General features: G+C 43.1%; 17 protein-coding genes. 10 read left to right on the forward strand and 7 right to left on the reverse strand.

Annotation, left to right across the window (positions count from 1 at the left end; genetic code table 11):
• Positions 1–33: 33 nt before the first annotated feature.
• The 3 genes from FTT78_RS00265 to FTT78_RS00275 form a co-directional block, all read right to left on the reverse strand.
• The gene (locus FTT78_RS00265) at positions 34–1,020 is read right to left on the reverse strand and encodes a Tim44 domain-containing protein (RefSeq protein WP_004971891.1); all 987 of its coding nucleotides are present in this window, start codon (positions 1,018–1,020) and stop codon (positions 34–36) included.
• Positions 1,021–1,135: 115 nt separating this feature from the next.
• Positions 1,136–2,527, reverse strand: coding sequence for a DNA repair protein RadA (gene radA / locus FTT78_RS00270; protein WP_104853204.1), 1,392 nt, complete (start codon positions 2,525–2,527; stop codon positions 1,136–1,138).
• Positions 2,528–2,951: 424 nt separating this feature from the next.
• Complete coding sequence (locus FTT78_RS00275) at positions 2,952–4,307, reverse strand: sodium:alanine symporter family protein (RefSeq protein ID WP_096900947.1); 1,356 nt, start codon at positions 4,305–4,307, stop codon at positions 2,952–2,954.
• A gap of 359 nt (positions 4,308–4,666) precedes the next feature.
• Between FTT78_RS00275 and FTT78_RS00280 the strand changes: the two genes are divergently transcribed.
• The 10 genes from FTT78_RS00280 (at position 4,667) to FTT78_RS00325 (ending at position 15,492) form a co-directional block, all read left to right on the forward strand.
• Complete coding sequence (locus FTT78_RS00280) at positions 4,667–4,906, forward strand: lipoprotein (protein WP_004971884.1); 240 nt, start codon at positions 4,667–4,669, stop codon at positions 4,904–4,906.
• Between the two features lie 25 nt (positions 4,907–4,931).
• Positions 4,932–6,176 (forward strand): diaminopimelate decarboxylase, encoded by a 1,245-nt coding sequence (gene lysA, locus FTT78_RS00285; RefSeq protein WP_004971882.1) that lies wholly within the window; start codon positions 4,932–4,934, stop codon positions 6,174–6,176.
• Between the two features lie 12 nt (positions 6,177–6,188).
• Positions 6,189–7,034 (forward strand): diaminopimelate epimerase, encoded by an 846-nt coding sequence (dapF, locus tag FTT78_RS00290; RefSeq protein WP_004971880.1) that lies wholly within the window; start codon positions 6,189–6,191, stop codon positions 7,032–7,034.
• A 131-nt stretch (positions 7,035–7,165) separates the two neighbouring features.
• Positions 7,166–7,804, forward strand: coding sequence for an alpha/beta fold hydrolase (locus tag FTT78_RS00295; RefSeq protein ID WP_180043351.1), 639 nt, complete (start codon positions 7,166–7,168; stop codon positions 7,802–7,804).
• Positions 7,804–8,718 (forward strand): site-specific tyrosine recombinase/integron integrase, encoded by a 915-nt coding sequence (gene xerA / locus FTT78_RS00300; protein WP_004971874.1) that lies wholly within the window; start codon positions 7,804–7,806, stop codon positions 8,716–8,718. Before FTT78_RS00295 ends, xerA begins: the two co-directional genes overlap by 1 nt.
• 282 nt (positions 8,719–9,000) lie before the next feature.
• Positions 9,001–9,372, forward strand: coding sequence for a hypothetical protein (locus FTT78_RS00305; RefSeq protein WP_096901040.1), 372 nt, complete (start codon positions 9,001–9,003; stop codon positions 9,370–9,372).
• A 546-nt stretch (positions 9,373–9,918) separates the two neighbouring features.
• Positions 9,919–10,668: an electron transfer flavoprotein subunit beta/FixA family protein gene (locus tag FTT78_RS00310; protein WP_096901145.1), complete on the forward strand. Its 750-nt coding sequence runs from the start codon at positions 9,919–9,921 to the stop codon at positions 10,666–10,668.
• 18 nt (positions 10,669–10,686) lie between these two features.
• The gene (locus FTT78_RS00315; protein WP_179990119.1) at positions 10,687–11,619 is read left to right on the forward strand and encodes an electron transfer flavoprotein subunit alpha/FixB family protein; all 933 of its coding nucleotides are present in this window, start codon (positions 10,687–10,689) and stop codon (positions 11,617–11,619) included.
• Positions 11,620–12,022: 403 nt separating this feature from the next.
• Positions 12,023–14,998, forward strand: coding sequence for a DNA gyrase subunit A (gyrA, locus tag FTT78_RS00320; protein WP_180043349.1), 2,976 nt, complete (start codon positions 12,023–12,025; stop codon positions 14,996–14,998).
• A gap of 68 nt (positions 14,999–15,066) precedes the next feature.
• Entirely contained in the window at positions 15,067–15,492 is a 426-nt protein-coding gene (locus tag FTT78_RS00325; RefSeq protein ID WP_179990115.1) for a DUF3887 domain-containing protein, read from the forward strand.
• Positions 15,493–15,519: 27 nt separating this feature from the next.
• On the opposite strand, the gene FTT78_RS00330 is transcribed toward FTT78_RS00325, so the two are convergent.
• From FTT78_RS00330 to FTT78_RS00345, 4 genes are read right to left on the reverse strand one after another with little or no spacing between them, the layout of a single operon-like run.
• On the reverse strand, positions 15,520–16,620 hold the full coding sequence (locus FTT78_RS00330) for an ABC transporter permease (RefSeq protein WP_096901141.1): 1,101 nt from the start codon (positions 16,618–16,620) through the stop codon (positions 15,520–15,522).
• Complete coding sequence (locus tag FTT78_RS00335) at positions 16,617–17,747, reverse strand: ABC transporter permease (protein ID WP_131261184.1); 1,131 nt, start codon at positions 17,745–17,747, stop codon at positions 16,617–16,619. Before FTT78_RS00335 ends, FTT78_RS00330 begins: the two co-directional genes overlap by 4 nt.
• Entirely contained in the window at positions 17,747–18,877 is a 1,131-nt protein-coding gene (locus FTT78_RS00340) for an HlyD family secretion protein (RefSeq protein ID WP_180043348.1), read from the reverse strand. Before FTT78_RS00340 ends, FTT78_RS00335 begins: the two co-directional genes overlap by 1 nt.
• Positions 18,878–18,888: 11 nt before the next feature.
• The gene (locus FTT78_RS00345; RefSeq protein ID WP_004971852.1) at positions 18,889–20,370 is read right to left on the reverse strand and encodes a TolC family protein; all 1,482 of its coding nucleotides are present in this window, start codon (positions 20,368–20,370) and stop codon (positions 18,889–18,891) included.
• Positions 20,371–20,510 lie beyond the last annotated feature (140 nt).

Here is a 20,510-nt window from a genome sequence, read left to right on the forward strand (position 1 = left end):
ACCGAAGTCGCTGTTTTTCTAGATCCATTGAAATTATTGCTCTTGCTGAATACCTGCCACTAACCAGTCTTGATTAGAGCCTGCAGGTTTTACAAAGTGCCAAATTTCTGTAAATGGTTGCGGTAAACTGTTCAGGTCTTCGCTGACTGTACCTGTAAAGCGTACACTTATGACATATTGACCATTTTCAGTTGCAGAATCGACCACCATGGCATTCAAGTTAGAAAACTCTGCTACATCTTGGTCTTGGTTTGCCATAATGTCCTGATACATCGACTGATATAAATCAGGAGTTAAATAACGCTGAATTTCTGCGATATTACTGGCTGTGTTCATAGACTGAATATGGTTAAAACGCTGACGCGCTACACGTAAAAAGGTTGCAGGCTCTGAACCATCAGGCAATTGATTGCCACTGTTGGTATAAGCTGCACCAAATGGCGCGTTATTATTGGCAGCTTGACCAAAAGGCGCTTGGGTAGAAGCGGCAGACCCCCCAACAGATTGACCAAAAATATTGGTATTGTCGTTACGTGGCGCTGCAGCAGGTGGTGTTTGCGCAAACGGTGCCTGATTGGCACCGCTATTTGGCGCATACGGATTAGGCGTTAGTTTTTTTTTTGCGCCCATCTTACGGAAAATGAAGAAGGCAACAGCAGCAGCGAGTAAAATCCAAATCCAGCTTGGAATACCGCCTTTTTCCTCTTGCGCTTCGGCAGCACTTGCAGCTTGATCATCGGCCAAGGCATTGGCAGCAACCGCACCAATTGCCGCACCTGCAACACCTGCAGCAACCATACCACCTACGCCTGGACCAGATTTTTGCTGTGCTGGTGCAGTTGTTGGTTGTTGTGCTGGCGTTGTTTGACGAGGTTGTTGGTAAGACTGAGTTGGAGCAGCCGAACGACTCATGCCATGGCTTTTACCGCCACCTGCACGTTTTGCTTCTGCTGCTAACGGAGCTACCAATAAAGTCGCTGTGAGCATTGCTGCGATCAAACCACGCTGTCGAACTTCCATCAAATTTTCCTATATTAAAATAAAGTTAAGCTGTGTATTTATGCAGGCATTTGCTGCGAATTTCAATATAAATATGATATTTTTTCTTGAAACTGAAAAAATATCATCCAAGGATTTAACCTAAGTTTTCACTTAAATTCATGGCTTCAGTTAAGGCTTCATGCAAACGCGCCACCGCAATAATTTGCACACCTGCAATGGCTTTTTGTGGGGCATTGCCACGCGGCACAATAATATATTTAAATCCGTGTTTAATAGCTTCTTTTAAGCGTTCCTGACCATTTGGTACTGGGCGGATTTCACCCGATAAACCGACCTCACCAAATACTGCCAATTGTTGTGGCAGGGCTTTGCCACGCAAGCTAGAAGCACAGGCAAGTAGTACAGCAAGGTCTGAACCTGTTTCGGTAATTTTTAAGCCGCCGACCACATTCACATACACATCTTGCCCTGAAGTTTGTACGCCGCCATGCCGATGCATCACCGCCAACAGCATATTCAGACGGTTTTGTTCCAGACCTAAAGCCACACGTCTAGGCTGACCATGTGCATCATCCACCAAAGCTTGTACTTCAACTAAAAGTGGTCGCGTTCCTTCGCGGCTAATCATGACAATAGAACCTGGAATTGCCTCATCATAACGGCTCAAAAATATCGCAGATGGATTGGCAACCTCGCGTAAGCCTTTATCGGTCATGCCAAAAACGCCCAGTTCATTCACTGCACCGAAACGGTTTTTGACTGCTCGAATCATACGGTAGCGTGAGTCTGACTGTCCTTCAAAATACAAGACGCAATCGACCATGTGTTCAAGGACGCGCGGCCCCGCTAAAGCCCCTTCTTTGGTCACATGACCGACAATAAACAGCGCAGTGCCACTATTTTTAGCAAAACGAGTCAGCAAGGCAGCTGATTCACGAATTTGTGAAACACCACCTGGAGCAGACTGCAACGTTTCGGTATATAAAGTTTGAATCGAGTCCAGAATGGCTACCGCAGGGCGTTCATGCGCCAAAACTTCACAAATCCGTTCGACACAGGTTTCTGCCATGACTTTCAGTTGATCGGTGGGTAAGTCTAAGCGTTGAGCGCGTAACGCCACTTGCGAAAGAGATTCCTCACCTGTGATATATAAAGCGGTGTTATTGGCAGCCGCCATGTGAGTCGCAGTTTGTAGCAAAATGGTCGATTTCCCGATACCAGGATCTCCACCAATCAGTACCACAGAGCCCGTAACCAAACCGCCACCCAAAACACGGTCAAATTCCCCAATGCCTGTTGTTAAACGGGTTTCGTGCGATACAGACACTTTATTAAGCGTGGTAATGGCGGCCGCTTGTCCTGCATAGCCACCGCCCATTTTAGGTTGGGCACGATGCGTCACCGCAGGGGCAATACTGACCTCATGAAGTGAGTTCCATTCCCCACATTCTGAACATTGACCTGCCCATTTAGGATGATCTGCACCACATTGTTCACAGCGATAGACACTTTTTACTTTTGCCATAACCCAGTCATTGCATCAATTAAAAACTGACTACAGCATACAGAGGAATGTTCGCGAAATGAATGTTATCTGGATTTTTCATGGAAAATCATACAACCACGTGGGTGATTGTATGATTTATGATTTGAACGGAATAATTCAATGAATTGGGTTTATTTAGGGTTTGTTGACATTTCATAAATGGCTTGCGCTGTAGGCTAAAACTGAGCAGATTAGGCATGAAACGCAGGGAATAGCGAGACTAGTGCCAAGTTTCATAACGCAATCTGAGAAAGTTTTAGCCACAGCCTTTCAGGGCAAGCATATTTTTTGCTGCTATTGCGTTATGCGCCAGTCATTTAGAATGACTAAATCTCCTGTCCCATGCCTTATATCAGCTAAAAAATATGCGTTGCCGCAAACATAGACGAATTGTCAACAGACCCTAATACAACTCGCCAGACTTGCGCTTCGCAATAAAGTCTTTGGATTCTTTGGCAATCACACCAGACAGTAACAACAAGGCAATTAAGTTTGGTACAGCCATTAAACCATTAAAGGTATCGGCAAATAACCAGACTAAATCTAGGGTGGCGATGGTGCCAATGAACACTGAAGCAATATAAATTAAGCGGTAAATCAACACGTATTTTTCGCCGAATAAATAAGTACAGCATTTTTCACCATAATAGCTCCAACCGAGAATGGTGGAATAGGCGAAGAAGATGATCCCGAAAGTGACGACCCAACCACCAAAGCCTGGCAATAACTGGTCAAAAACCTGTGTGGTGAGTACAGCACCTGTTGCACCACCAAAGCTATTACCTGCCATAATGAAGCCCATTACCAAAACAATCCCCGTGATGCTACAGACAATAATGGTATCAATGAAGGTACCTGTCATAGACACTAAACCTTGACGCGCAGGGTGGTCAGTTTTTGCAGCCGCAGCAGCAATTGGGGCAGAACCCATCCCTGCTTCGTTGGAGAATACGCCACGTGCAACCCCGTAACGAATTACTGCACCAATTGCACCGCCCGCAACTGCTTCACCAGTAAAGGCATCACGGAAAATTAGCTCAAATGCAGGCACGACAAGGTGTAAATTATTCAGGATAATAATTAAACCGCCTGTAACATACAGAATGGCCATAATCGGAACAATCACCGAAGATGCTTTGGAAATCGAGCTAATTCCGCCCAAAATCACCAATGCAGAAAATACGGTAATTACCACGCCAGTAATCCAAGTTTCTACACCTAAGCTATTTTCAACTGCTAAAGCTACGGTGTTGGATTGTACTGAACTACCAATTCCAAACGAGGCGACTGTGCCAAAAAAGGCAAAGATAATCGCGAGCCATTTCCATTTTAGTCCGCGTTCAATGTAGTACATTGGGCCGCCTGACATTTGCCCTTTTTCGTTTTTAATACGGTATTTAACCGCCAAAACACCTTCACCATATTTGGTCGCCATACCAAACAGGGCAGTCATCCACATCCAAAACACTGCACCCGGGCCACCGAGGACGCAAGCCGTTGCAACACCTGCAATATTTCCCGTACCAATGGTGGCAGAGAGTGCAGTCATCAGTGATGCGAAATGTGAAATATCGCCCGGTTCTTTTTGCGCTTTGTCGTGTTTGCAAAAGACTTGTTTAAAAGCCAGTGGCAGCATGCGGAATTGCCAGAACAATAAGCGGAAGGTGAGGAAGACGCCCGTTCCCACAATGAGAACCAGCATGTATGGACCCCAGACCCAACCGCTTAGGGTTTCCATCATCGATTGTAAATTTTGCATAAATTTCTTCTTATAAACGCAGTGTATAAATGCTTAGTTTGTGACTGTAGTTGAACAGTTGTAAAAATTAAGCAAGTGATATGCCAGTCTTTAAAACTTCCTGTTAAAAGAACTTGGTTTTAAGCACGTTATATTTTTTGCATAGTTTTTAGATTTTGACAATTGATGCCTTGAAATAAAATTGACTTTATCTGTGTCAGAAGTCGCAATTTTTCAGACCTGATAAGGTCAATCTATGCCAGCAGAATAGTAAGTAAGCTAGAATTTTTACTAAGCTCAATATAATCTCTCTGCATTAGCACTTTGGTCGCGGCAGTGATCGCGTTATACTTCATCGAAAATATTTTATAGGTGGTCAGATGCGTACCGTCATTTGCTGCATGAGTGTTTTGCTTACAACAGTGGTTTTGGTCGGTTGTGGTCAGTCAGGTACATTACAGTTACCCAATGACCCAAATTACGACAAACGCGCAAAATATTTGTTATATCCAGATGCTGCGCCTAAACGTGCAACGCAATCGGCAACATCGTCAGACACAGCCGTACCTGTGCAACAGCAGTTTGCTGCACCTGCTGCATCTACATCGACTACACCTTAACGCTTTCTAGATAAAGGATACATTCATGAGTTTTACCCGCATTCAAGGGGTTTTGCACGCCGAGCAATGTTCGCTACAACAACTCGCACAGCAATTTGGCACACCACTCTATGTTTATTCAAAAGCGACTTTTGAAAAGCATTATTTAGATATGGATCGTGCTTTCCACTTTATCGATCATCAAATTTGTTTTGCGGTAAAGTCAAACTCGAATCTTGCGGTATTGAATGTATTGGCTAAGTTGGGTGCAGGTTTTGATATTGTGACAGGCGGTGAATTGGCGCGTGTTCTCAAAGCAGGTGGTGATGCATCGAAAATTGTTTTTTCAGGTTTAGGTAAAACTGAAGCCGATATTCAAAAAGCGTTGGAAGTTGGGATTGCCTGCTTTAACGTAGAATCGCATGCAGAATTAGACCGTATTCAAAAAGTTGCGGCAAGCATGAATGTCAAAGCACCAATTTCATTACGGGTTAACCCAGATGTCGATGCCAAAACCCATCCTTATATTTCTACAGGCTTAAAAGAAAACAAGTTCGGGATTCCGTCTGATTCGGTATATAGCACTTATGAATATGCGGCTTCTTTAGCAAACTTAGATATCGTTGGAATTGACTGTCACATCGGTTCACAATTGACCGAAACACAACCGTTTGTCGATGCTTTAGATCGCGTGATTGTGATGATTGATACCTTAAAAGAAATGGGTATTCAGCTAAAACACATTGATATTGGCGGTGGTTTAGGGGTGACTTATAAAGATGAAACTCCACCAACGGTTGAAGAATATGCCAATGCTTTACGTCCCGCTTTAGAAAAGTTAGGTCTTAAAGTGTATATGGAACCGGGTCGTAGTATCTCTGCCAATGCGGGCGTGCTGCTAACAAAAGTTGATTTACTCAAACCGACCAATCATCGTAACTTTGCGATTATTGACGCTGCCATGAATGACTTAATCCGTCCTGCGTTATATGAAGCATGGATGGACATTCAGCCCGTAACCCCACGTACTGATGTTGAAACGCTAGAGTGGGATGTGGTTGGTGCAATTTGTGAAACAGGTGATTTCTTGGGTAAAGAACGTCAGCTTGCGATCAAAGAAAATGATGTTTTAGCTGTAATGGGTGCGGGCGCATACGGTTTTGTGATGAGTTCTAACTACAACAGCCGTGGTCGTGCAGCTGAAGTCATGGTCGATGCAGATCAAGCACATTTAATTCGTGAACGTGAAAGCATTGAATCGCTGTGGGAAAGAGAGCGTTTATTGCCATAAGGGGAATTCGAGATGTTATTAGAATTTACCAAAATGCATGGTCTGGGCAATGACTTCATGGTGGTTGATCTCATCAGCCAGCGTGCGTATTTGGATGCGCTGACTATTCAACGCCTTGCAGACCGCCACTTCGGGATTGGCTTTGACCAACTCCTGATTGTGGAACCGCCCGATTTACCAAATGTCGATTTTAAATATCGCATTTTCAATGCCGATGGTTCTGAAGTGGAGCAGTGCGGCAATGGTGTGCGTTGTTTTGCACGTTTTGTGCATGAACGTCAGCTTACGACCAAAACCAAAATCAAGGTGCAAACCAAGGCAGGCATTGTAGAGCCTGAATTGGGGCAAAACGGTTGGGTGCGGGTGAATATGGGCTATCCAAAATTCTTGCCGCATGAGATTCCATTCATTGCCGATGAGCCTGATAACTTATATGACATTGCGCTGAAAGATGGTGCTGCATTGACCATTGATGTGGTGAACATAGGCAATCCTCATGCTGTGACCATTGTGCCTGATGTATTGACTGCCGATGTTGCAGGTATTGGCCCACAAGTGGAATCACACGAGCGTTTTCCACAGCGCGTCAATGCAGGTTTTATGCAAATCATTGACGAAAAACATGCGCGTTTGCGTGTGTTTGAACGTGGCGTAGGTGAAACCTTGGCTTGTGGTACAGGTGCATGTGCTGCAGCCGTTTCGGGTATGCGCCGTGGCTTATTGTCTAATTCAGTTGAAATTGAACTGGCAGGTGGTAAGTTGCAAATCGAATGGCGTGAAGGCGATGTGGTGTGGATGACAGGGCCAACTGCTAATGTCTATCACGGTCGTTTGGATTTAAATTATTTTCAGGGCTGATGTTTCGTTCTAACATGAACAGCTCTTATCTTACTTAAAAGCACTTTTCAAAACGAATGGTGCTTTTTTGTATCTTGCAGCACGGATTAGGTATGCTGTACTGAATGTCACTCTAAAAACTTCTACTCATTATGCCGCAACTGATTTTTTTACCTGGCGCTTCAGGCAATACCGCATTTTTTCATCCGCTAATCGAAAAAATTGAAAAATTGCCGTGGCAGAATGCTGTAAAAATTGTGGCTTATCCTGAATTTAATCATCAACCTGCACATTCACAGGTACATGATTTTGCAAGTTTGCAGGCTTATGTGTTGGCGAATATCCCAGATGATTGCATTATCATTGCACAGTCGATGGGTGGTATTTTTGCAGTTGCTTCCGCGTTGCAATATCCAGAAAAAGTCAAAGGATTAGTATTGGTTGCAACATCTGGTGGCATGGATTTAAGCAGTTTTCAGGTGCAAGATTGGCGACAAGACTATCAAGCAAGTGATTTAAATTATCCTGACTGGTTTGTAGAGGCAAAGGCCGATTACACGGTAGACTTTGCTAAAATCAACATGCCTATTTTGTTGTTATGGGGTGATCAAGACCCGATAAGTCCACTGGCGGTAGGTGAGTTTTTACAACAACAATTTCCACAAGCCGTATTAAAAATTGTGCATGATGGTGATCATTTGTTTTTAGAAACACATGCAGATCAGGCGGCTGAACACATTGCTGCTTATTTATCTCAGTTTGCCGCAGTTCAGCAATCGGAGCGTGACTAATGTACGATCCGCAGCAACTATTAAAGATGTGGCTCAAAGAACGAGAAATACAACAGCAGTCACCGCATACGTTAAAAGCCTACGCACGCGATTTAAACGATTTTTTTAGCTTTTGTGAGCAACAACAACTTGCCTTATATGATGTAGAGGCTGCAGATTTGCGCCATTATTTAGCGCAAAAAGTAGAACAGCAACAGTTAAATAGCAGCAGTTTACAGCGCATGTTGTCAGCGATTCGTCAGTTTATGAAATGGGCCGAGCAAGGGCAGTATTTACAATTTAATCCAATTGATAATTTTCAGCTAAAACGTCAGCCACGACCTTTGCCGGGTTTGATTGATATTGAAACGATTCATCAAATTTTGGATCAGCCTGAACCTGAAACTGAAGTACAACAACAAATGTGGCGACGCGATAAAGCGATTTTAGAATTGCTCTATTCGAGTGGTTTGCGCCTAGCAGAGGTACAAAGTTTACGTATCCGCGATTTAGATTTTAACCGTCAATTGCTGCGCATTACGGGTAAAGGCAATAAAACCCGTATAGTGCCTTTTGGTCGCAAAGCCAAAGATGCGGTGATGCAATGGCTGCAGATTTACCCTTTATGGCAGGGCGATTTTGTACCCGATGCAGCATTGTTTATTACTCAAAAAGGTGAACCTTTAAAAGCACGCCAAATTGAAAATCGGGTGAAGTTTCAGGCGCAGCGTGCGGGCGTTAATGTCGATTTGCATCCGCACTTATTGCGACATTGTTTTGCAAGTCACATGCTGTCGAATAGTGGGGATATACGTGCAGTCCAAGAAATGCTTGGGCATAGCAATTTAAGCACCACGCAAATTTATACCCATGTCGATTTTGATCAGTTAGCGCGAGTTTATGATCAGGCACATCCACGTGCGAGTAAAAAGTAAAGCTTTACCTAAAGTCGGCATTATTTTTGCAAGTTAAAATATAGCTATTTCATACTGCAAATATTTTTCTCACAGTCAGTTGTAAAGCCTTTGTGCTGTACTTAATACTTTAAGTAAAAGCGCTTTCACCAAGATGTCATTGCAACTATTGTAGAATAATAAAAAAGTGCGTTATGCAGTATAAAGAAGCAGAAAGAGTGGGTCACACGAATAATAGACATGGATGACATTATTTTTTGTTCCACTGCATAACACTTTGGATATCAAATGATAGGCAAAACCATGATTTCGAATCTTCAAGAAAAATATGAACAATTAAGCCCAAGCCAAAAAGAAATTTTTGCAGGTTATGGCTTGCGTCAAGTGAAACATTTTGTCGAAATAAGCTTGCCGATGATCGAGCAAGAACTACCTGCCGATTGTTTGGTGCAGGGTATTAATGCTGAAGGTAAAATGCAGGCGATTCATCCGCAAACGCAACAAAGCTATTTATGGATTTCAGATCAGCAGTGGCAAGCACGCCCAAATGCAAGCAGTAAAATAGATGTAAAAGAAGATTTTATTGCAGTTTGGGAAATTTTTAATTTACAGGCCTATGAATTGATAGATTTAAGTCATATCCACCGTGACTTTTTAGAAACTCAGCAAGTTTAAGCTGAGTTTTTTTATGTCCTTTATCTGGGAGGTGGCGTGGTGAAAGCGCATAAATATCCATCAAAATAAAACAGATTGTTTATTTCATACCCAATAAACTGCTGAATACAGTTTTGTGAACCAGCAGTCACATTTTAAAAGAGCATTTATATCTGAAAAAATACTGCAAAAAATAAAGTTTTCTATCTTTAATGACAGTCAGATTATGGGGTTTTATGTAAGGAACTTTGCTTAAATTGTAGGCGGAACTCAATTTGAATTGCATTTCAATCAATCTTGTTGATGAGGGAAATAAATAAAAAACATAATATAAATCAAAGCTTAAAATTGCTTATATAATCGTCGCTTGGTTTGTTAATTTTTAGAAATAAAAAAGTATGAACGCATCGTTCAGTTAATTTTCGGCATTTTTAGCCTTGTTTAGACAATTCTGACTTGACCGAAATGCCGATCACATAGCAAGATAGGACACCTAAAAAATTTAAAGCGAAGAGTTATTATTAACTTTTCTCAATATTTACTTTTGCTAAAACAGCCGAGGATTACATGAAGGCTCTTGTTGCTGTAAAACGTGTGGTAGATGCCAACGTTAAAGTTCGCGTTAAGCCGGATAATAGTGGAGTTGACCTAACTAACGTTAAGATGTCAATTAACCCATTCTGTGAAATCGCAGTGGAAGAAGCGGTTCGTTTAAAAGAAAAAGGAACTGTTTCAGAAATCGTAGTGGTATCCATTGGTCCTAAAGAAGCGCAGGAACAAATTCGTTCTGCAATGGCGCTTGGTGCAGACCGTGGTATTTTGGTTGAAACAGCCGATGAGATTGGTGCACTTGAAGTGGCTAAAATCTTAAAAGGTGTTGTTGAACAAGAACAACCACAACTTATTTTATTGGGTAAGCAAGCTATTGATGACGACTCTAACCAAGTTGGTCAAATGCTAGGCGCTTTACTTGGTGCAGGTCAGGGTACTTTTGCTTCAGAAGTAAAAGTAGATGGCGACAAAGTTCAGGTAACACGTGAAATTGACGGTGGTTTACAAACTGTTGAGCTTGCACTTCCTGCAATCATCACCACTGACTTACGTTTGAATGAGCCACGTTATGCGGCACTTCCAAACATCATGAAAGCACGTAAAAAACCGCTAGACACCAAATCTCCTGCAGATTATGGCGTTGCAACAGGTACTAAGCTGAAAACTGTAAAAGTTGAAGCACCTGCTGAGCGTAAAGCGGGCGTACAAGTGAAATCTGTAGATGAGCTTGTAGAAAAATTGAAAAACGAAGCGAAAGTGATCTAATACAGAAGGATAAAAATCATGAGTATTTTAGTTATCGCTGAGCACGACAATAAAGCACTAAATGGTGCAACATTAAACGTTGTTGCTGCAGCTCAAAAAATCGGTGGTGATATCACTGTATTGGTTGCGGGTTCTGGTGCACAAGCAGTTGCAGACCAAGCAGCTAAAGTTGCAGGCGTAAGCAAAGTATTACTTGCTGACGATGCGGCTTATGCAAACCAATTGGCTGAAAACGTAGCAAAACTTGTTGCAGAATTAGGCAAAGGTTATAGCCATATCCTTGCTGCCTCTACAACAACAGGTAAAAACATTTTACCGCGTGCGGCTGCACTTCTTGATGTTAGCATGATCACAGACATCGTCGCTGTAGATTCTGCAAAGACATTCAAACGTCCAATTTATGCAGGTAACGCGATTGCAACTGTAGAATCTTCAGAAGCGATTGTGGTAGGTACTGTACGTGGTACAGCATTTGACCCAGTGGCTGCAGAAGGTGGTTCGGCTGCGGTTGAAGCTGCGAGTGTGACAGGTGATGCTGGTATTTCTAAGTTCGTGTCTGAAGAAATTGTGAAATCAGAGCGTCCAGAATTAACTGCAGCACGTATTGTAGTTTCTGGTGGTCGTGGTGTAGGTTCTGGTGAGAACTATCACAAAGTACTTGATCCATTAGCAGACAAACTTGGTGCAGCACAAGGTGCTTCACGTGCAGCGGTTGACGCGGGCTTCGTACCAAACGACATGCAAGTTGGTCAAACAGGTAAAATTGTTGCACCTGATTTGTACATCGCTGTGGGTATCTCTGGTGCGATTCAGCACTTGGCAGGTATGAAAGATTCTAAAGTGATTGTTGCAATCAACAAAGACGAAGAAGCACCAATTAATGCAGTAGCAGACTACTGGTTAGTGGGTGATTTGAACACTGTTGTTCCAGAATTGGTTTCTAAAATCTAAGTTCTGAGCACAGTTCAAGACGCCTCTATGTGAATTGCATGGGGGCGTTTTTTATTGTCTTTTTTTAATTAAGATGCAGTGATTGGTTTTAAGTACATTATGTGAACTTAGCGTATATGTGGGTACATATCGAGCAAGTATATGTTGAAGATATTTTGACGTGACTCTTAAAAATATGAAGCACTTTTGTTTCTTGAGTGTGAATATTTTTTGCCTAAAAAATCACCGTTAAATTTAAGTAAATTAACAAGATTAAGATCATCTCTAAAGCACAAAAACACAGGCGTATATGCTATAATTTTTTGCTAGTTTTTATTTTTAGCCTGCATTTCAGGCTAATCATTTGCAAGTTTTACGACATATAAAATGCAAGCAAAATTTGTTTGCAGAATAAGGAGTATGCATGAGCGTATCGGAAATTAGACCGATTGCCATTGAGGATGAACTCAAGCACTCGTATTTAGACTATGCGATGAGCGTGATTGTGTCACGTGCGCTGCCAGATGTACGAGATGGTCTAAAACCTGTGCATCGTCGTGTGCTATTCGCAATGCACGAATTGGGCAATGACTACAACAAAGCTTACAAAAAGTCTGCCCGTGTAGTCGGTGACGTCATCGGTAAATATCACCCTCACGGTGATTATGCAGTTTACGAAACAATTGTTCGTATGGCGCAAGATTTCAGTTTGCGTTATCAATTGGTCGATGGTCAGGGTAACTTCGGTTCGATTGATGGCGATAGTGCCGCAGCCATGCGTTATACCGAAGTCCGTATGCGCAAACTTACTCATGAACTGTTGGCCGATTTAGAAAAGGACACTGTCGATTGGGAAGATAACTACGACGGCTCTGAGCGTATTCCTCAAGTGATGCCTACTCGTATTCCAAACCTATTGGTCAATGGTGCTGCAGGTATTGCTGTAGGTATGGCGACCAATATGGCACCGCACAACATGACTGAAGTGGTGCATGCATGTTTGGCTTATGCAGACAACCCAAATATTTCAATTGAAGGGTTGATGGAACATATCACAGGTCCAGACTTCCCTACAGGCGGTATTATTTACGGTAAATCAGGCATTGTTGATGCTTACCGTACAGGTAAAGGCCGTTTGCATATTCGTGGTAAGTACCATTTTGAAGAAGATCAAAAATCTGGTCGTACCACCATCGTCTTTACTGAAATCCCTTATCAGGTCAACAAAGCCAAAACCATTGAGCGTATTGCTGAACTGGTGAAAGAGAAGAAACTCGAAGGTATTTCAGAATTACGTGATGAGTCTGATAAAGAAGGGATGCGTATTGCAATTGATCTGAAGCGTGGTGAAAACGCTGAAGTGATTGTGAATAACCTGTTCTTAAATACGCAGTTAGAAAACTCATTCAGCATCAACATGGTCTGCCTAGACAATGGTCAGCCAAAATTGATGAACCTGAAAGATATTATTGCGGCATTTATTCGTCACCGCCAAGAAGTAGTGACCCGCCGTACCATGTTCGAGTTGCGTAAAGCGCGTGAACGTGGACACATCTTAGAAGGCTTAACCGTTGCGTTGGCCAATATTGATGCCATCATCGAAACGATTAAATCTTCTGCCAACCCAGCCGAAGCGCGTGAGCGTTTACAGGCAGGCGAGTGGGCAGCAGGTGGTGTAGTTGCGTTATTGGAAAAAGCAGGTTCAGTTTCTGTACGTCCAGATGAAATTGAAGGCGAAGACCCTAACCGCCCGTTTGGTTTAGATGGTCAGGTCTATCGTTTATCACCTGCGCAAGTGACCGCAATTTTAGAATTACGTTTGCATCGTTTAACAGGTCTAGAACAAGACAAATTACATGCAGAATATTCTGAAATTTTGGCACAAATTGCTGAATTAACTGCAATTCTAAATGATTTTAATTTGCTAATGGGCGTGATTCGTGAAGAGTTGGCGCAAGTTTTACAACAATATGGCGATGCACGTCGTACTGAAATTGTAGAATCGCGTATTGATTTCTCGCGTGAAGATTTAATTCCAGAAGAACAAGTGGTACTGACAGTATCACAAACAGGTTATGCAAAAACTCAACCATTGTCAGATTACGCAGCACAGCGTCGTGGTGGTCGTGGTAAATCTGCAACGTCGATGAAAGAAGACGATTATGTGCAGCATTTAATTGTGACTTCTAATCACGCAACGGTGCTGTGCTTTACTGATGTGGGTAAAGTCTATCGTCTGAAAGTGTTTGAAGTGCCGCAAGCATCGCGTGGTGCGAAAGGTCGTCCAATGGTGAACTTGTTGCCGTTAGATGCGAACGAAACCATCACCGCGATTTTACCTGTCATTGATGCACCGAAGAAATTTACCGAGCGTTTGGCAGACTTCCGTAGCTATGTGAAAGCCAATGCGGCACATCTGCAAACTAACGCGATCATTGCCGCTCAATATGCAGAATTAGAAGCTGCCTTTACTGAATTAGCAAATGGTGATGATTTATCTGACGCATTACGTGTGCAATTGAAACAATTGGGTGTAGAGCTTTCTGCAACCGATTTAGATGACGAGATCATTGCAGAGTTTGCATCACAAGCTGAAGCCTTACGTAAAAACTTCTATGTCTTTATGGCAACGGCATCGGGTACGGTAAAACGGGTTGAATTGGAACAATTCAGTAACGTGCGCTCGAATGGTTTACGTGCCATTGAATTGAATGAAGACGATACCTTAATTGGTGTTGCAATTACCGATGGCGAACAGCAAATTATGTTGTTCTCTAATGAGGGTAAAGCCATTCGTTTTGCTGAAACCGATGTACGTTCAATGGGTCGTGCGGCCAAAGGCGTACGTGGTATGCGTGTCAGCTTCGGTTCAGCACAAGTTGAAGATGTAGAAGATGTAGAAGTCGATGGCGATGATGAAGACAGTTCAGATTCAGCACTCATCAGCCGTATCGTATCGCTAGTCGTAGTACCAGAAACAGGCGAAGTTTTGTGTGCTTCGGCGAATGGTTATGGTAAGCGTACACCTGTAGATGACTTCCCAACCAAAAAACGTGGTGGTAAAGGTGTGATTGCCATTAAGACCTCTGAACGTAATGGTGAATTGGTCGGTGCAGTTGCTATTGATGAAAGCAAAGAACTGATGCTGATTTCTGATGGTGGTACTTTGGTGCGTACGCGTGCATCTGAAGTAGCGCAAACAGGCCGTAATGCACAAGGTGTACGTTTAATTCGCTTGGGTGAAAACGAAACATTGGTGGGCGTAGAAGCGATTGAAGCTGTTGAAGAAGACGAGTTTGTTGAAGCGATTGAAGGTGCAGAATCTTTAGTGGCTGAAACGGATGCAGTTGCTGAAACTGAGCAAGTGGAAAAAGACGGTGAAAATTCAGTAGAAGAATAAGTTTTTTACTGATAAAAAGGGCGCTTCGGCGTCCTTTTTTATAAACGTTGACTGCATAAGGGTAAGCGATGAAAACCAAATTAATGTTGTTGGCAGCAGCGGTTGCATTGAGTGGCTGTAATTCAATGGACAATATTCCAGATCCGAGTCCTGAACAGGAAAAGGCGGCACAGCTAGCCTATGAGGATTTGCGTGATGGGAAGTATGACGAGTTTTTGGATCAGTTAGAGCCGCAGTTGCAAACCCAGTTTAAGGACAATGAAAAGCTGATGAAACGCTTTTCACGTTCAATTCCTCAAGGTGAATACAAGTCTAAGACTTTAATGACCAAAGAGATTGAAGAAGCAACCGATCAGCTTGGGCAATATAAGGTCAGCTATGAAATTGCCTATCCAGAAAATCTGGTTCAGTATGATGTTAGTTTTGACAAGCCGAATGGTAGCAACAAGATTCATAATTTCAATATTCAAGTCTTTGGCGAATCGGGTAAATAAGTGGAATAGGAGCATTGCTATAATGCTCTATCTGCTTTGATGACCAGAAATTAAACGTCGATAAGCCAAAAAAAAGCACAAGCTACCGATCATTCCAAGATAGAGCAATTTAGGCAAGATCAGTGTTGTAGGCACACCCATCTGATTGAGTTGAATAAACATCTGCACAATTTGGGTAGAGGGCAGGATTTCGCCAACGACTTGCATCCAGGTGGGCATGGCAGCATGCGGCCAGGCCGCACCAGATAAAAAGAACAGTGGAATAGAAGTGAATACAATGACATGCCCCGCACGTTCCGGCAGATCCAGAAAACTAGCAAATAAGCAGGTCATGCCAATTATCGTGTAGATAAAAACCGCAACAGCCAGCAGCATCCCGAGCAGGTTGCCACCGCGCGGATAATCAAATAGCCAGAAGCTAAAGCCGAATAAATAGAAACATCCCAGACAACCAATGGTGAAGACCGCTAAACACATCCCAATCAATGCATTTGTGTTTAATTCTATTTTTCTTTCCCGATATACCAAAATCAGCATACTCAAACCCAAAAGAATGGTTTGGTGGATAATTAAAGGTGCAACCGCAGGAAAGACATAGCTGCCATAGCCGGACAGCGGATTAAATAAAGGAATTTGATGCACAGAAAGGGCAGGTGAAAAATCCGAGACCTTGCCAAAGCGTTCAGTATAATCTGCCAAAGTTTGCTCAACTGATGTGGCTAAGCCCAGACCAATTTGTTTGGTTACTAAAAAGTTGGCTGTACTTAAATACAGGCCAATGCCACCTGTTTCACCATGCCTTAAGCTTTGCGATAAATTGTCCGGCAGAAGTAAAATACCATCGGCTTTTTGTGATTCCACCCATTGTTTGGCCTCGGAAAAATTGCCGGTAATCGCCTCAATCTCCACATTGGGGCTTTGTGCCACTTGACCAATAATACGGGTGCTTAAGTTACTTTGTTCTTCATCGACAATAATAATCGGTAAGGCTTCAGCCTGCTGTGCCTGATAAGCGGTTGGATAAAAAAAGCTGTAAAACAAGACGGATAGAATAAGCGTGGTAAAGATCGTGCCGTGACTGACAATATCCTTAAAGCTTTGCAGATAGTAAAACCAGAGGGATTTCATTGGACTGCTCCTTTAACTATTTTTTTAAGAAACAGATAAGCCAGCAGAGCGTAAACTAGGGCATAGATCAGCAGCATGAATCCAGCTTGCAGTGAAATATGCAATGGACTACCAATCACCCATTGTTCAGTTTGTAATTTGGCATAGGGCGTAAACGGAATAATATTGGACCAGAGCTGGGTGAATAGGGGCGCATTATTTAAAGGTAAAGTCACACCGGCAAAACTTAAAGATGAACCACCATAGACCGCAATGATGCCAAAAGATTTACTTAAATCTTTGGTTGCCAGAACCACTGCACTGCTTAAAAATGCATAAGCGCTATATAGCAGAAATTGTGCCGATAGAATCAGAGCGAGCGAGCCGGCAACAAACCAGCCGCGAATTTCAATCAGCCAGAACATCCAGATCCAGGTCCATAGACTAAAAATAGCCACATAGATCAGGTTCTTAGACAGCAATGCCATCCAGATGGATGAGTTGCTAATCCAGCTTGTTAAGGTCTGCCGCTTCAGTTCCTGACCGACGGAAAATGCCACACAACAACACAGCAGTAAATGCAGAATTGCCGGAATGACATAGGGTTCCAGATAGAATTCATAATTCAGCTGCGGATTATACAGCGGAGATATTTTAATATGCGGTGACGGTGCTTCGAGAGAGGGGAGTCGGTTGCCCAGATATTGCTGTCCGCTAAATTCAGCGAGTGCTTGTAGGGTACTGACCAGCATGGCCGAGGAAATGGTATTTCCAATACTGAAATAACTCTGGTTAAAAGCAATACTGATGTCAGCATCCTGGGCACGAACCAGACGTTGCTCGGCACCGCTTGGAATATGGATATAACCCCAAATTTTATTTTGATTTAACAGGCGCTCAATTTCAGCTGTTTGTTCCGACACCGTAGCAATTTTAAGAGTATGATTCAGCGCCACATGTTGATAAATGCTTTGACTCAGCGCACTCTGGTCTTGATCAATAATCGCAATCGGTAAATGATCCGATTTCCCTTGAGCAAACATGCTGCTGAATAAAATAATCACCAGTGCAGGTGCCAGCGTGACCAGACACAGATCCCATTTTTCGCTGAGCAGATAGCGCAGTTCGCGCCATATACCCGTCCACATTATCGGGTCTCTTTCAGTTTAAATAACACGCTCATCCCGACTTTCAGTTCAGAAATCGCTGGTGTGGGTACAAGATGCAGCTTAAAACTGCGCACATCATAACCGCCGGTTTGACGTGTGGTCTTAATGGTGGCAAATTCACCTTCAGCACTGATCTGTCTAATTTGAAAAGTGGCGGTTTTATCTAGGGCGGGAATATAACCTTTAATACTGCTCATTTTCTGAAATGGGGCATATTGGTTTTCACGAATATTCAGGCTCACCCACATTTGATCTTCAATCAGGCTGACCACAGGGACTGCGGTGGCTACCAGCTCCGAGACTTTGCCATAGGTTTTAGACACCGTTCCGTTTACAGGTGCTACTAATTGGGTTTCTGCTTCTAAAGCATTGGCTTCATCCAGCGCAGCCTGGGCAATATCTACTTGTGCATCGGCAGAACTCTTTTGCTGCGAGGTGCTGCCACGTTTGGCACGTGCGTATTGCTGATACGCTGCTTCTGTCATTTGCGCCGCTGATTGACTGGCTGCATACAATTCATCACGGCGCTGGCGTGAAATCACACCTTCCTTCAATAAATTTGCACCACGCTCATAAGAAACTTTGGCTAAATTTTGCTGTGCTTTCAGCGATTGCCAGTTGGCATACAGACTGGCGATATTTTCTTCCTGCGAGCCACGTTCAGCAGTCGATTGTAAGGCCAGCGCAGATTGTAAAGCCGCTGCGGCTTGCTGTTTTTTGGCCTGAATTTCCGGGCTGTTTAAGCGCACCAGTACATCGCCTTTTTTGACCCGCTGACCTTCTTCTACATAGATTTCTTCAATACGGCTTGGCACTTTGGTCGCCACCTGAACTGTTTCAGCTTCTACACGACCCTGCAATTCAAGCGGAGCCGGTTGGTAGCTTTTCCACAATCCAAAAGCGATGACTGCCAGCAGAACTGGAATCAGGGCGAGCAATAAATATTTTTTCTTTTTAGCGATTTCAGGAGCTTGTTGTTGCTCGGTCGAAGTCGTCGCGTTGTTTTCTATTTCAGTTTTTGTTTCTACCTGTTGCGCAGGCGATTTTTCTGTATCGCTGGATGAAGCCACTTCATTCACAGGATCATTGGGTTTTTGATCTTCGTTCATGTTCGGCTCCATTAGCGAATATAGTGGGTGTTGGCATGTTGAATGTAGGTTGGAAATTCTGCAATCGAGCCATGGCTTTGTAATAGTGTGGCCAGTGACATCACATATTTGTAAGCATTCAAGGCAGTTTCAGCTCGTAGTCCGCTCAGCATATTTTGTGCATCGATGACCTGTGTGGCGGTGCCCGTATCTTCTTTAAAAGACAATTCTTGGATGCGTAAATTTTCCTGTGCGGCTTTCAAGTTTTGTGCCAGAAGTACATCACTTTGCTGTGCACTAAGTGCTTCGCTATAAGATTTATAAATCAGATTTTCAATTTCCTGCTGGGTGCGTGCAGTAAGCAGTTCTGTTGCAGAGCGTTTGAGTTCGGCAGCCTGAATATTCTTGTTTTTATCGATCCCGGAAAACAGGTTATAGCGTGCGGCAACCCCGACAATCCAGTTTTCATTTTGATCCAGACTATATTCGCCAAAAGCAAATACATTTGGTTTTTTCGCTGCTTGCTGGGCTTTCACATTGGCTTGGGCCAATTGGGTATCCAGCTGCATTTTTTGAATCAGCGCAGAGTTCTGACTAAAAGTTTTTAGCAGATGATTTAAGGCCTGTGGCTCGGTTTTATTGACAAATAAAGGCGTCGAAAGCTCAGTGATGCTACTTTCCTGAAGCAGATTATTCAGCTGGAACAGCGCAGCATTCAAATTGGCCTGCGTATTTTGCTGGCTGCGCTCGGCATTATTACGTGCCACTTCAAATTGCATACGCTGGCCTTTACTGATAAAACCTTGCTGTTCCATTTTTAAGGCATTGCGATAATGCTGCTGCATGGCATTCAGATTAAACAGCGCAGCTGCATGCAATTGCTTTTGGAGCTGCACATTAAAATAACTTTGAATCAGTTCAAAACGCTGCGTATCTTGCTGCTGTTTGTTGCTGAGCTGACTACGACCGACCTGAATATTGGCAATTTCTTTGGCACTACGGGTGAGGCCTCCAGTATATATTGGCATAATCACGGAAACAGTGGGGCGAATCACCTGATCTTCAAGGATGACATTAGACGTATCCGGAATCAGACCAACTCCGCTATGAATAGTATTGTTAAGTCCATCACGCAGTGGATCGGTAATACCTGCAGGTAGATCCACGCCATTACTGGCCTCCCACTCATTAAGCCGGCCATTCACGCCTTGAGAGAGTGAATTCTCCAGATTATTTTTAAATTGCTTTAATGGAATATCGACTTCACTGTGAAAGGCATAGGCACGAACATTCAGGTCGACACGTGGCAGACCTACGCCTTTTACTGCTTCAGCTTCAAGTTTTGAAGCCTGTTCCAGACTTTGATAGGCTTGGCTGCTATAAGAATTTTGCAACAACTGACGTTCAGCATCCTGAAAGCTGATGCTCTGTGCATGAGCAAAGCTGCCATACATCATAGATGCAAGCAGATTTAAACCCCAGACAAGCTGTCTTTTATTTTTCTTTAAGTTCATAAAGTCGCTAAACTGATTTAAAGCCGGTAATGTTATCCCGCTAGTATAAATCAAAGGTCCGCAGATAGAACTAGTGTAAAGTTATAGTATTGTTTCTTGTACATTTGTCTATAAAAAGCACGCTTATGCGTCCTCTAATC

It is taken from the genome of Acinetobacter sp. YH01011, from assembly GCF_013420785.1.
Taxonomy (GTDB): Bacteria; Pseudomonadota; Gammaproteobacteria; order Pseudomonadales; family Moraxellaceae; genus Acinetobacter; species Acinetobacter towneri.

Coding starts and splice junctions, on each gene's coding strand:
- FTT78_RS00265 (WP_004971891.1), bottom strand. CDS start 1,020: ATGGAAGTTCGACAGCGTGGTTTGATCGCAGCAATGCTCACAGCGACT.
- radA (WP_104853204.1), bottom strand. CDS start 2,527: ATGGCAAAAGTAAAAAGTGTCTATCGCTGTGAACAATGTGGTGCAGAT.
- FTT78_RS00275 (WP_096900947.1), bottom strand. CDS start 4,307: ATGCAAAATTTACAATCGATGATGGAAACCCTAAGCGGTTGGGTCTGG.
- FTT78_RS00280 (WP_004971884.1), top strand. CDS start 4,667: ATGCGTACCGTCATTTGCTGCATGAGTGTTTTGCTTACAACAGTGGTT.
- lysA (WP_004971882.1), top strand. CDS start 4,932: ATGAGTTTTACCCGCATTCAAGGGGTTTTGCACGCCGAGCAATGTTCG.
- dapF (WP_004971880.1), top strand. CDS start 6,189: ATGTTATTAGAATTTACCAAAATGCATGGTCTGGGCAATGACTTCATG.
- FTT78_RS00295 (WP_180043351.1), top strand. CDS start 7,166: ATGCCGCAACTGATTTTTTTACCTGGCGCTTCAGGCAATACCGCATTT.
- xerA (WP_004971874.1), top strand. CDS start 7,804: ATGTACGATCCGCAGCAACTATTAAAGATGTGGCTCAAAGAACGAGAA.
- FTT78_RS00305 (WP_096901040.1), top strand. CDS start 9,001: ATGATTTCGAATCTTCAAGAAAAATATGAACAATTAAGCCCAAGCCAA.
- FTT78_RS00310 (WP_096901145.1), top strand. CDS start 9,919: ATGAAGGCTCTTGTTGCTGTAAAACGTGTGGTAGATGCCAACGTTAAA.
- FTT78_RS00315 (WP_179990119.1), top strand. CDS start 10,687: ATGAGTATTTTAGTTATCGCTGAGCACGACAATAAAGCACTAAATGGT.
- gyrA (WP_180043349.1), top strand. CDS start 12,023: ATGAGCGTATCGGAAATTAGACCGATTGCCATTGAGGATGAACTCAAG.
- FTT78_RS00325 (WP_179990115.1), top strand. CDS start 15,067: ATGAAAACCAAATTAATGTTGTTGGCAGCAGCGGTTGCATTGAGTGGC.
- FTT78_RS00330 (WP_096901141.1), bottom strand. CDS start 16,620: ATGAAATCCCTCTGGTTTTACTATCTGCAAAGCTTTAAGGATATTGTC.
- FTT78_RS00335 (WP_131261184.1), bottom strand. CDS start 17,747: ATGTGGACGGGTATATGGCGCGAACTGCGCTATCTGCTCAGCGAAAAA.
- FTT78_RS00340 (WP_180043348.1), bottom strand. CDS start 18,877: ATGAACGAAGATCAAAAACCCAATGATCCTGTGAATGAAGTGGCTTCA.
- FTT78_RS00345 (WP_004971852.1), bottom strand. CDS start 20,370: ATGAACTTAAAGAAAAATAAAAGACAGCTTGTCTGGGGTTTAAATCTG.